Raw genomic sequence first — 12,647 nt, forward strand, 5'->3', positions numbered from 1 at the left:
CTATGTCGCGCCAGCATACGCCAACAGAACTGAATGATGCATTAAAGGGAACGAAACCCACTTTTCTGATGCTGTTGTTTTTTAGTTGTGTGATTAATATGCTTATGCTGGCGCCGGCAATTTATATGCTACAGGTTTACGACCGTGTGCTGGTCAGTAAAAATACCACCACGCTGTTAATGTTGACCTTATTGATTGTCGGCTTGTACATCGTTATTGCCATGATTGAATCTGCCCGCGCGCAGGTTATGGTCAGGCTTGGCAACAGGCTGGATATAAAGCTAAGCCAGTTGGTTTTTAACGCAGCCTTTAAAAGAAAGATGGTTACCGGTGATAACAACCCAGCGCAATCTTTAGCCGAATTAGATCAGGTTCGTCAGTTTCTTTCCGGGAATAGCCTGTTCGCCTTACTGGATATTCCCTGGACGCCAATATATCTGTTCATCGCCTTTTTGGTCCATCCCCTGCTGGGATATCTTTCTCTCGGCGGAATAACATTATTATTTATTCTGACGTTGGTATCTGAAATCTCTACCAAGCGCCCGATTCAGCAAGCGCACGCCTTAACCATTAACAATGCCAGCAAACTGAATAAACAGCTGCAAAACGCCGATGCCATTGAAGCGATGGGGATGCTTTCGACCCTGAAGTCCAACTGGCAGGAGCAACATAACAAAGTGCTGGCGCTACAAACGCAGATTGCCGACAAAACGGCCGGGTTAAGCAGTCTCAGCCGCTTTGTGCGGGTGTTGCTGCAATCTATTGCGCTGGGCGCCGGGGCTTTACTGGTGATCGGCGGCCATATTACTCCGGGCCTGATGATCGCCGCCTCGATCATTCTTGGCCGCGTCCTCAACCCGGTAGAACAAGTCATTGGCAGCTGGAAGCAGTTCGTGCAGTTTCGTAGCGCGTGGCATCAGCTCTCAACCTTGCTGAAGGAGTATCCGGCACCGAAAGAGGTACTGACCCTGCCGCGTCCTAACGGCAACATCAGCGTCGAAAGCGTCTTCGCCGCAGCCCCCGGCCAGCCTTCCCCGCTACTGCGTAATATCTCATTCCAGCTGGAGCAAGGTGAAGTTCTGGGGATTATCGGCCCCTCAGCCTCAGGGAAAACCTCGCTGGCAAAGGTTCTGGTTGGCGTCTGGAAACCGCTATCAGGGAAAGTCAGATTAGACGGCGCAGATATTTGTCAGTGGGATAAAGCGCTGCTGGGCCCGTCTATTGGCTATCTGCCGCAGGATGTGGAACTGTTTGACGGTACCATCGCGCAAAACATTGCCCGCTTCGCGCAGAATGACAGTGAGCTTATCGTCGCCGCCGCATTACTGGCAGGCGTTCATGAGATGATCCTGCGCTTGCCACAAGGTTATGACACGCTGTTGGGAGCAGGTGGATATCAGCTCTCCGGCGGGCAGCGGCAGCGCATCGGGCTGGCACGCGCCGTGTATAACAATCCTGCATTCATCGTGCTTGATGAACCGAATGCCAATCTTGACGACGCGGGCGAATTCGCACTCGTTAAAGCCATCAATACCCTGCGTACCCAGGGACAAACCACTGTCATTATCTCACACCGCCCGACGCTGCTCGGCGTGGTCAATAAGGTTTTGCTGCTTAACGATGGCGCTATACAGGAGTTTGGTACCCGCGATCAGGTTTTTGCCCATTTGCGTCAGGCCAACGTACTGAAACCAGTGGCTACGCCTTCTCCATCCACGACTGAACAGCAACGTGAGGCCTGATGATGAAAAAGAAATCTGAGAACGCGGCCTCTGCTGGCGTTGATACTAATATCTGGTCGCCGATTATCCGGGGCGTGATCGTCATTGTGCTTGGTGTCGGTAGTTTTATCCTCTGGGCAGTGCAAGCGCCGTTAGATGCGGGCGTGGTCGCCGATGGTACGGTAACCGTATCGAGTAACCGCAAAACCATTCAGCATCTGAGCGGCGGTCGGGTAACGGATATCTTTATCAAAGAAGGCGACCTGGTGAAGAAAAATCAGGTCCTCGTCCGGTTGGATAAAATGCAGCTTGAAATGCGTTTCAGCGCGTTAAATGCCCAGTATATTTCTGCAAAAAGTATCGAAGATCGCCTGTTGGCAGAACGCGATGGCCTGGATGCGATCGTCTTTAATACGACGCTGACGCAGCAATTATCTGGCAATAAACGGCTGGCAGAAGTCAGAAATCTGCAGGCTAAACTTTTCGATACCCGTCGCAAAACGATTCAGGATGAACTGTCGATGATTCAGGAAACGCTCGATGGTCTGGTAGGACAAACGGATAATCTCAATAAAATAAAAGGCTATCGCGACCACCAGTTTTCTCTGATTAACCGGGAGTTAGGGGCTATTCGCGCGCTGAGCGAAAAAAACTATTATCCCAAAGCGCAATTACTGGTGCTGGAGCGCGAGGCGGCAGAAATATCTGGCAGCGTTTCAGAAGATATTCTTAACATTGCCAAACTGAAATCGCAGCAAAACGAATTAAAAATTAAAGCCTACCAGGTGCGTCATCAATATTTACGTGAAGTTGAGTCTGAACTGACGGAAAACCAAAAAGAAGTGGCAATGCTGGAGGATGAACTGGCGTCCACCCGTCACGAGCTGGATAACACCGAGATCCGCTCGCCGATTAACGGCATCGTGCTGGATGTTAAAGTCAGTACCGTTGGCGGCGTCATCCAGCCTGGAGAACATTTAATGGATATCGTTTCCGCCGGGCAACCGATGCAAATCGATGCCAAAATACCCGTGCATGTCATTGATAAACTGGTCCCTGGTTTAACCGTTGATGTGCTATTCCCTGCCCTTAACCACGCGCTGTTACCGTCGGTTCCGGCTCGGGTTCTGACTATCTCTGCGGACCGTTTAATTGATGAAGCTACACAGCAGCCTTACTACCTTGCGGAAGTACAGGTTTCAGCAGAGGGTGCGCGTTTGCTGGGCGATTACAAAATTAAAGCGGGAATGCCCGCCAGCGTGACGATCAAGACCGGTGAACGAACCCTGATGAGTTACCTGTTTAAACCGTTGATTGCCCGTCTGGAACTGGCTTTTAAAGAGTATTGAGCCATCCATTGCCGGTATGGCGTACGGCTTGTCGCGCCATACCGCTTTCTGCCATTGCTGGCAGCTTTGCTTTCTTGTAACCTTCTTCCCGTCACACTACTGACAAAATCTGGAACCACTGAACTGGACTTCATATGAATGCTCATATTTCTAAAGACCCTTTACATGGCGTAACGCTTGAAATGCAGGTCAATGCCCTGGTTGAACGTTATGGTTGGGCTGAACTGGCGCAACGCATTAATATCAACTGCTTTAAAAATGAACCGAGCGTTAAATCCAGTCTGAAGTTTCTGCGCCGTACGCCGTGGGCGCGGGCAGAAGTTGAAGCGCTGTACCTTGATTCGCTGCATGACCTGGCCTCAAACAACACCCCCGAACCGGCCTTCGATCCCTGGGCTAACAGCCGCAATAAAAAGAAATAAGAGCAAAATCAGATGGCAGCATCCGGTTTCTTTTCAGGAAATTATCAGAAAAAACTGGCGAAGATTCTCGCCCGTTCTCGTGCCAGACTACCGCTGACCAACATGAAATGGTTTGCTGTACTTGTGGGCAGTATGTTGTTACTTGGCAGCTGTTCTTCACAACCACCCGGTTACAAGACCACTCCGCTACCTCCGGTGAGCAAACCCCAGCAGAGCAAGGAGCCAGTGCGCGGGATCTGGCTGGCGACGGTTTCACGTCTTGACTGGCCGCCGATTTCATCCGTGAACATCAGTTCGCCTGCCGTACGCATCAGCCTGCAGCAAAAAGCGCTGACGGATAAGCTGGACAACCTGAAACGGCTTGGTATTAACACCGTTTTTTTCCAGGTTAAGCCCGATGGGACCGCATTGTGGAAGTCAAAAATTCTACCGTGGTCAGATACCCTGACCGGCACGATTGGCCAGGATCCGGGTTACGATCCGCTGCAGTTTATGCTCGATGAAGCGCATAAGCGCGGAATGAAAGTTCATGCTTGGCTTAACCCCTATCGCGTGTCCGTAAACACCAAACCTTCGACGGTCACTGAATTAAACAGCACGCTGTCACAGACGCCGTCCAGCGTATACGTCCTGCATCGGGACTGGATCCGCACTGCGGGCGAGCGTTTTGTGTTAGACCCCGGTATTCCCGACGTGCGCGACTGGATCACCAGCATCGTGGCGGAAGTGGTTGAGAATTACCCGGTTGACGGCGTGCAGTTTGATGATTACTTCTATACCGAATCTCCCGGCTCTGCGCTCAATGACAGCCAGACCTTCAGAAGATACGGTCAGGGGTTCGCTTCCAAAGCTGACTGGCGGCGCGATAACACGCAAAGGTTGATTGCCCAGGTATCGCGGACCATCAAGAAACTCAAGCCTGAAGTCGAGTTTGGCGTTAGTCCTGCGGGCGTGTGGCGCAACCGTTCGCACGATCCAGCGGGCTCCGACACGCGCGGCGCGGCAGCGTATGATGAGTCGTATGCAGACACCCGCCGTTGGGTGCAACTAGGTTTGCTGGATTACATTGCACCGCAACTCTACTGGCCTTTTGCCCGTGACGCAGCGCGTTACGATGTACTGGCAAAATGGTGGGCAGATGTCGTGAAATCAACCAACACTCGCCTCTACATTGGTGTAGCGCTGTATAAAGTCGGTGAACCATCGAGAAAAGAGCCGGACTGGACGGTAAAAGGCGGTGTGCCGGAACTGAAAAAGCAGCTCGATTTAAACGAATCCGAACCGTACATCAACGGCACGATCCTGTTTCGCGAAGATTATCTTAATCAACCGCAAACGCAGGAAGCTGTGACCTATATTCGCAATCGTTGGGGACGTTAATGGTTGTCCTCTCGTCAGTTTAGCGGGGAAATGTAGCGGGGAAACCTTGCCCCGCTCAGCTTTAATTTTCCGGGAAGTGTTGCGGCCGTATCTGCGTCACCGGGACATTAGCCGGCGGACATTATCATTAATTTGTTTCTGTATCGTATTCAGCGTAGATAGCGTTATCTGATCGGGGTATTTGTCCCTGGCGATAGCGCTCAATGCAGTGGCAAAGTGACAGACTTTTTCGATTACGCCGTTCACATGGTCAGCAGATAACTCAGCTTCCTGAACGCCAAGCGACTGAAGGTGCTTTCTTTCGATATCCAGCGCCTCTCCCAGCACGTCCATTTGGTGATACCCGCCAGGTCCTTCGCACCAGGTGACATCGTAAGCCGGAGCCAGAGTCCAGTTTCCATCGGCTGACATTAAATAGGCAAAATTCTTCGGATGATCGTCGCGGTTGTTAAAAGCCACGTTGAAAACCACGCGTTCGAACGCTTTTGCCTTTTCTCTGACATCATTGGTACAAATCTGCGTGGCGCGCAGAAAATCCCGGTAGTCTAAAGCGCCGGGTATCTGGTAATTTGCCCCGGTAAGTGCCGCCAGGCTCTGCATAGGAATACGTATCGACTGGTCACGGTCGAAACGGCGAGTGGCAAATGCCGCCTGTCCGCCGGGCAGATTGAAATACGCCGTATCAGGCGTGGTGATCCCACATTGGCGCAAGCATTCAGCATAAACCGCTTCGATGGCACATACCTCAGCATGCTCATGCCTGGCGGGAAATTTAATCAGCCAGCTTTCGCTCCCGGGTTGCGGCACCGTGATGAATTTAGACGTGACAGTGTCACGATAAAGTAGCGCCTTAGGCCTTGCTCCTTGTGGCGAACCGCCCATCTGGAGCAGTTTGTGCAAAAATTCCCCGCCTTCGCCGCTCAGGACTTCCTGAACCTCAGCGGCCAGTTGTTCGAGAGGAACATTCTCTTTTGACAGCATCTCGACATCTGACTGAACGGGCTGGAATGTCATGGCGCCCATCGCGTTGTTGCCGACCCAGGTTAAACGCTCTAATGGACCTATGCGTGCTGCGTTGAGTCCGCGGCGTTTAAATAGTCGGTCCATCAACAGCATGCCCCAGCCGTCAGGTAGCGAATCATAAACCGGTCCGGGTAATCCCAACTGATGAGTCGGGAAATCCCTGCGCAAACGGGGACCGTTCAGCGGTAACATCAGACGGGACAGCTCCAGGCCCCTACGTAAGGCGTCTTCACTGTATTCAAAGGCGATCAACGGACGTCCGGTCAGGGCTGTGGAAGACACCAGTTTTCCCCACAGCCATTTTTCACCCCAACCTTCATAGAAGACATCAACTTGTTCAGGCATCAGGTTTTTTCCTTTTGATCCGCTGGCGCGTTGCGCTCTTTTCGTAACGCAAAATATCATCCAGACTATCAATCCTGGGTTTGAATAACCCCTCCAGTGCATCGCCATAGCCTAACACCATCGCGACTTTGACCAGATTCTCAAATCCTACATTCTTACCTGTTTCCAGATTTGAAACGGTATTCACACCGACACCTGAACGCGCGGCAACATCAGCCTGCGTCATTTGCCGCGCGAGTCGTTCTTTACGCAATCTGTCACAGAGTAGTTTGACGATATCAGCAGCTGTATTGAGCGTTAAATCCATAACATTGGCCCTTATAAGAATAAAAGCTACTTTACACCCAATATTATAGAGTTAAATGATGGGGAATTCAAAATCTTATAAAACATAATAAAAGGGAGCTAAACCGGAAAAATTTACTTAAAAGCCATTATACTGGAGTTATCCGGGCACAAGGTCTGTACCCGGATATGGTGTGGTTATCAGGCAACGGAAGGCTCAGGTAACCTGAAGGATGAGACCAGCAGTGCCAGCTGTTCCGCCTCCTCTTTCAGCGCCTGCGTCCGTGCTGCGGCATCATCAATTAACGAGGCATTCTGCTGAACGGTGCTGTCCATTTCGGTAACGGCCAGCGTGACTTCGGAAACGCCCTTACGTTGTTCTTCACCCGCAACGCGTATTTCCCCCATCAACTGGCGCACCTGACGCACATTGCTGACCAGTTCTCCCAGACGTTCGCCGGCAGTGTGGATTTGCTGACTTCCGCTACCTACATGAGAAACGGATTCATCAATCAACGTTTTAATTTCCTGGGCGGCGGTGGCACTGCGCTGAGCCAGCGTGCGCACTTCGGAGGCCACGACGGCAAACCCTCTGCCAGCATCACCCGCTCTGGCGGCTTCAACCGCGGCATTCAGGGCGAGAATATTGGTCTGGAATGCAATGCTGTCGATGACTGCGACAATTTCCACCATTCTGCCGGATGAGGCGCTGACGTTATCCATTGTTGAGATCACGCCCTGCATCACATCGCCGCAGCGGTTGGCCGTTTGCGCGGTGCTATCGGATAGCTCATCCGCCAGTTGTGTATTACTGGCGTTTTGATGAACGGTCGCATTTAACTGTTCCATCGCCGCCGAACTCTCTTCCAGCGCAGCGGCCTGCTGCGTGACGCGAGATGAAAGCTCCATATTACTGTCAGCCAGGCTAACGGCGTTATTCGCTACCACTGTGCTACTGCTTCTGACGGTGATCAGGATGGCCGAGATTTTATCGACGAACAGGTTAAACGCCTCGGCGATAGCTGAAATCTCGTCTTTGCCACGAACATCCAGACGACGGGTAAGATCGCCTTCGCCCTGCGCAATATCATCAAGTGCCTGGCGAGTATCATCGAGACGCGAAATCAGTCGGCGAACCACCAGCCATGATCCCACCAGCAACAGCGTCATGACAGGGATCAATACTTCCAGAACATCCTGCATCATCACTTTGGCGAGACCGACGATGCGTGATTCAGGTGTCACCAGCCCCACGACCCAGCCGGTATCCGCCATCGGGAACAGCATTACCCGGGATGGCGTATTCAACACGTTGTCGTTCGCAAGCGTAATCGTCTTCACTCCATCCGCCGGGCGCAAGGATTTCAGACCGTTTTGCACCGGGATAAGCCACTGCGCGCTTTGCGCCAAATCGTTAATGGTTTTATATTTTGCCAGGTCGGCCTGCGGGAAATAGAGAATTTGTCCCTGCTTGTCTACCACAAACGCGTAACCACCGGTGCTGTTTCCCTGCTGCTGCATAAAAGTGGCGACGTTATCCAGACGGATATCGGTGGTAGCGACACCGGCAAACTTGCCCGCCTGTTGATAAGGCACGCTGCATGTCACCATGTTGACGCCTGAACTGGCATCCTGGTAAACGTCAGACCATAAACAGCTGTTTTGTGAATGGCCTTTGGCCAGTTGATACCAGCTTTCATTGTGGTATCCACTCGATCCTTCGACGTTATAATCATTGGAATACACCAGCTTTCCTTCAGCATTACGCGCCCAGAAAAAGCTTCTTTTCTCCACACCTGCGGTGAAGGCGTCTGGTTCTGGCCAGATGCCGCCGCCGGTAATAATCGAGTCTTTACCTTCACCAATAAGATGCGGAACAACGCTTTGGTACAGTGATTCATCGTTAGGCAACACTTCAGCCAGTCGCGACAGGCTGACGGTCTCACCTTCAATTCGGGACAATACGGTACTCAACTGACGGGTTAAACCTTGCCCTGTTTCTTCGATCAGAGCGGTGTTGATTTCAACGACGCGCGGCTGACCGCGCCAGAGCATAATCACCACGATAACAAGGCTCGTTACTGCAAGCAGCAGAATGCCGCCGATGGTTAAACGCGTTGAAATACGAGTAGGATACCAGGCCATACAAACTCCTTCTGCAAAAGGCTAACTTTTATCCAGTATCGGCACAGGCGTTTATATCTTTATAAAGTTTTCTTAAGTATTGCAAAACAAATTAGTGACAGTGTCACAAATAACAAAACCCAGCACTTTGGCTGGGCTTTAATAACAGTTAAATCTTATTTGGATAATTCTTTTTTGATTTCGTCTTTTATTTTACTTAATTCACTCTGCGGATGTTTCTTGCAAAGTTCAACGGTCAGAGGAACTGCAGTCGTAACGGTTTCGTTATAGTCGACGTAGTCACCACCTTTGAAGTCTTCGTCTTCATTGAGCACCCAGAAGGCCACTGGAGCCATAGTTTGTGGGTTTAAATCAATAAACTCCTGGCAGTTCATGCCTTTTGGAGTCACTTCAGTTTTAGCGTTATCTGTTGCTGCATTGACGCTGACACTGGTTAACAGCGCTGCGACCAGAATACCTGCTGTAGAAAGGGAGAATTTATTCATTGTAGTACTCCATTTATAATATAAATAATATCTACACTTGCGCTTAACACCGTTAATGTAGCTCGCGAAAAATAATACCCCTACCATCATAAGAATAAAGATTACTGTTATTGATATGGCTGAAATTTATATTTCCCATTACTGATTCTTATGTCTGAGGGGTAAATGTTGCCCACAATGTGATCGTTCCGACGAAATCAGCAGATTCATACCCCTCTTCCTCTGCCGTTGCACCAAAACTGAACTACGCTGCACAAATGTTGATCATTGGTTAATGAATGTCGGTTTATTTTTAACAAAAACAGCCGACGTGCCGCTGTTACGCACATGGCACGCGTCCTGCATTGTTAATTCGCTAACAGAAATACGGTATCTGACAGGCAACTAACAGCGAGAAGGTAATGACAGCCAAACCAGAGTTATTTACCCGCATAGAACAAACCTTTAGCCAGCTGACGCCCAGCGAAAAGCGCGTGGCCGGGTGGCTGTTAGCCCATGCTGTGCAGATCCCATTTGAAACCGCAGATGGCATCGCCAAAGCAACCGGCACCAGCGGCATTACCGTCGGACGTTATCTGCGTAAACTGGGCTTTCGTAACCTGGAGGATGCAAAAGCCAGTCTGCGTGAGCTTCCCGTTGTTCCCTATCAGCCCTGGGGAATGAACGAACGACTGGACTCCTGGCACCAGCAACAAAGCCTGCCGGATCGGGCGCATCAGTCGCTGTTGCTGGAGATCGACGCTATTACCCACGTCTACCAGCTCGCACAAGGCGAAACGTTTTTACGCATTGCACAGCAGCTGGCGCATGCGGAAGCCGTGTACATCCTCGGGATCCAGTCCACCCGCGGGATCGCCAACGCCTTTTTTAGTCACCTGGAATACCTGCGACCTAAAGTCAGCTACTCCGAAGGCCTTTCCGGCAGTTGGGTAGAGTCGCTGAACTCGGGATTCAGCCAGCCTTACGTGGTTATTACCGATATGCGTGCCTACTCCGCTATTTCGCGACAATATTGCCGTGTCGCCACAGAGCGCTGCATTCCGCTGGCGCTAATTACCGATGTGTGGTGCCCATGGGCCAGGGATTATTCCATTGATTTACTACAGGTAAAAACCGACACCGGACATTTCTGGGACTCACTGGCGCCTGTGAGCTGTCTGTTCAACTTATTACTTTCTGCGGTGGTGGCACAACTGGGTGACGCCCTCGCAGGACGCCTGCAAACCAATCGCCAGTTACAACAACAATTTGGTCAATTCGAACAATAAACAGGATACGTGCTATGTCAGAACACCCAGAACTGGTCGATCTGTCGGTGATATTTCCGTCGCTGCATATCGATCTTAAATACGCCACTGCCGACAACATTACCGGCGCACCAATCTACCGGGAAGCGCATTGCCTGCTACACACCGAGGCGGTAACCGCACTGGCTAAAAGCATCAGCATTGCGCAACTGGCCGGCCTGCAGCTTGTGGTGTACGACGCGTATCGCCCCCAGCAGGCGCAGGCGATACTGTGGAATGCCTGTCCCGACCCGCAGTATGTTGTCGATGTCGCGATTGGTTCCAATCACAGTCGGGGTACGGCCATTGACGTCACGTTGATGGACGATCGCGGCCATCTCCTTGATATGGGAGCCGGTTTTGATGAAATGCATGACCGTTCCCACGCCTGGCATCCGTCTGTACCTCCGGCCGCGCAGCGTAACCGCCTGCTGCTCAATGCCATTATGTTTGGTGGCGGTTTTGTCGGTATCAACAGCGAGTGGTGGCATTTCGAATTACCTGATGCCGCTCGCTATCCGCTGCTTGACGATCAACTGGATTGTTACACCGTCACGTCCATAACAACACAACATCCACTTTAATTCTGGAGCCTGGTTATGAAGACTACACCTGCGTTAAACGCGTTTTTTCGCCCCGCTCTGATAGCCGCTGCGTTAGCATTTGCCCTGCCCGCCGCTCAGGCTGCCGTTCCCAAAGATATGTTAGTGATTGGTAAAGCCGCCGATCCGCAGACGCTCGACCCCGCCGTGACCATCGATAACAATGACTGGACAGTCACCTATCCCTCCTACCAGCGGTTGGTTCAATACAAAACCGACGGAGGTAAAGGCTCCACGGAAGTTGAAGGTGATTTAGCCAGCGGCTGGAAAGCCTCTGACGATCAGAAAGAGTGGACGTTTACCCTGAAAAACGATGCCAAATTCGCCGACGGAACGCCGGTAACGGCAGATGCGGTAAAGCAATCCTTTGAACGTTTGCTCAAAATTGGTCAGGGACCTGCGGAGGCTTTCCCAAAAGATCTGAAGGTCGACGTCATTGATAACAATACGGTGAAATTTACCCTCAGCCAGCCGTTTGCCCCGTTTCTGTATACGCTGGCAAATGACGGTGCCTCAATCATTAACCCGGCCATCTTGAAAGAGCATGCCGCAGACGATGCCCGCGGATTCCTCGCGCAGAACACGGCAGGCTCTGGTCCCTTTATGCTGAAGAGCTGGCAAAAGGGACAACAACTGGTACTGGTGCCGAATCCGCATTATGCCGGGGCGAAACCGACATTTAAGCGTGTCTCAGTCAAAATCATTGGTGAAAGCGCCTCCCGTCGCCTGCAACTGTCACGTGGTGATATCGACATTGCCGATGCGCTTCCTGTTGACCAGCTTGCCGCTTTAAAACAGGAAGGCAAAGTGAACGTGGCGGATTATCCCTCATTGCGCGTGACCTATCTGTATCTCAACAACAGTAAGGCCCCGCTTAATCAGGTGGATTTACGCCGCGCCATCTCGTGGGCCACCGATTATAAGGGCATGGTCAACGGGATCCTGAGCGGCAACGGAAAGCAAATGCGTGGCCCGATCCCTGAAGGCATGTGGGGTTTTGACGACAAGGCCATGCAGTACAGCTTTGATGAAGCTAAAGCCAAAGCAGCGTGGGACAAAGTTGCCACCAAACCTGAAAGCCTGAGCTTCCTGTACTCCGATAATGACCCTAACTGGGAACCTATCGCGCTCGCCACCCAGGCAAGCCTTGGCAAACTGGGTATTAAGGTGAAACTGGAAAAACTGGCAAACGCCACCATGCGTGACCGCGTGGGCAAAGGCGATTACGACATTGCCATTGGCAACTGGAGTCCGGATTTTGCCGACCCGTACATGTTTATGAACTACTGGTTTGAGTCAGATAAGAAAGGCTTGCCGGGTAACCGTTCGTTCTATGAAAACGGTGAGGTCGATAAACTGCTGCGCAGCGCGCTGGCCACGACCGATCAGGTGGCCAGAACCAATGACTACCAGCAGGCTCAAACCATCGTGATTGATGAAGCAGCCTACGTCTATTTATTCCAGAAAAACTATCAGCTGGCGATGAACAAAGACGTCAAAGGATTTGTATTCAACCCCATGCTGGAACAGGTCTTCAATATCTCCACCATGAGTAAATAAGCCACGTTTATGCGGAGCCGTTCTGGCTCCGCAAGGGGAAGCTA

Annotated in this window: 11 protein-coding genes; 7 read left to right on the plus strand and 4 right to left on the minus strand. The window is 51.4% G+C overall.

The features are described from left to right. The first annotated feature begins 2 nt into the window (after positions 1-2). From OGX94_RS06515 to OGX94_RS06530, 4 genes are all read left to right on the plus strand, one after another. A complete protein-coding gene (locus OGX94_RS06515) occupies positions 3-1,742 on the plus strand; it encodes a type I secretion system permease/ATPase (RefSeq protein WP_057067763.1) in 1,740 nt (579 codons plus the stop codon). Next, on the plus strand, positions 1,742-3,070 hold the full coding sequence (locus OGX94_RS06520; protein WP_191221490.1) for an HlyD family type I secretion periplasmic adaptor subunit: 1,329 nt from the start codon (positions 1,742-1,744) through the stop codon (positions 3,068-3,070). Before OGX94_RS06515 ends, OGX94_RS06520 begins: the two co-directional genes overlap by 1 nt. A 134-nt stretch (positions 3,071-3,204) precedes the next feature. Then, the gene (locus OGX94_RS06525) at positions 3,205-3,492 is read left to right on the plus strand and encodes a VF530 family protein (protein ID WP_032943454.1); all 288 of its coding nucleotides are present in this window, start codon (positions 3,205-3,207) and stop codon (positions 3,490-3,492) included. 12 nt (positions 3,493-3,504) lie between these two features. After that, positions 3,505-4,872, plus strand: coding sequence for a glycoside hydrolase family 10-like protein (locus tag OGX94_RS06530; protein ID WP_126318106.1), 1,368 nt, complete (start codon positions 3,505-3,507; stop codon positions 4,870-4,872). 96 nt (positions 4,873-4,968) lie between these two features. Here OGX94_RS06530 and OGX94_RS06535 read toward each other — a convergent pair whose 3' ends face one another. The 4 genes from OGX94_RS06535 to hdeB form a co-directional block, all read right to left on the minus strand. After that, positions 4,969-6,240: a type II toxin-antitoxin system HipA family toxin gene (locus OGX94_RS06535; RefSeq protein ID WP_257661980.1), complete on the minus strand. Its 1,272-nt coding sequence runs from the start codon at positions 6,238-6,240 to the stop codon at positions 4,969-4,971. Then, a complete protein-coding gene (locus OGX94_RS06540; RefSeq protein WP_003832988.1) occupies positions 6,233-6,547 on the minus strand; it encodes a helix-turn-helix domain-containing protein in 315 nt (104 codons plus the stop codon). The genes OGX94_RS06535 and OGX94_RS06540 overlap by 8 nt, the downstream gene beginning before the upstream one ends. A 179-nt stretch (positions 6,548-6,726) precedes the next feature. After that, on the minus strand, positions 6,727-8,670 hold the full coding sequence (locus OGX94_RS06545) for a methyl-accepting chemotaxis protein (RefSeq protein WP_149335327.1): 1,944 nt from the start codon (positions 8,668-8,670) through the stop codon (positions 6,727-6,729). Positions 8,671-8,825: 155 nt separating this feature from the next. Beyond that, positions 8,826-9,155: an acid-activated periplasmic chaperone HdeB gene (hdeB, locus tag OGX94_RS06550; protein ID WP_003019999.1), complete on the minus strand. Its 330-nt coding sequence runs from the start codon at positions 9,153-9,155 to the stop codon at positions 8,826-8,828. A gap of 401 nt (positions 9,156-9,556) precedes the next feature. On the opposite strand from hdeB, the gene OGX94_RS06555 reads away from it, so the two are divergent. From OGX94_RS06555 to OGX94_RS06565, 3 genes are read left to right on the plus strand one after another with little or no spacing between them, the layout of a single operon-like run. Beyond that, positions 9,557-10,423, plus strand: a complete 867-nt coding sequence (locus OGX94_RS06555) for a MurR/RpiR family transcriptional regulator (protein WP_003020002.1) — start codon at positions 9,557-9,559, stop codon at positions 10,421-10,423. A 14-nt stretch (positions 10,424-10,437) separates the two neighbouring features. Further along, positions 10,438-11,025, plus strand: coding sequence for a D-alanyl-D-alanine dipeptidase (gene ddpX / locus OGX94_RS06560; RefSeq protein ID WP_191221487.1), 588 nt, complete (start codon positions 10,438-10,440; stop codon positions 11,023-11,025). Between the two features lie 15 nt (positions 11,026-11,040). Further along, positions 11,041-12,603, plus strand: a complete 1,563-nt coding sequence (locus OGX94_RS06565; protein ID WP_149335325.1) for an ABC transporter substrate-binding protein — start codon at positions 11,041-11,043, stop codon at positions 12,601-12,603. The last annotated feature ends 44 nt before the right edge of the window (positions 12,604-12,647 follow it).

This window comes from Citrobacter sp. Cpo037 (genome assembly GCF_030332945.1).
GTDB classification, from domain to species: Bacteria; Pseudomonadota; Gammaproteobacteria; order Enterobacterales; family Enterobacteriaceae; genus Citrobacter; species Citrobacter portucalensis.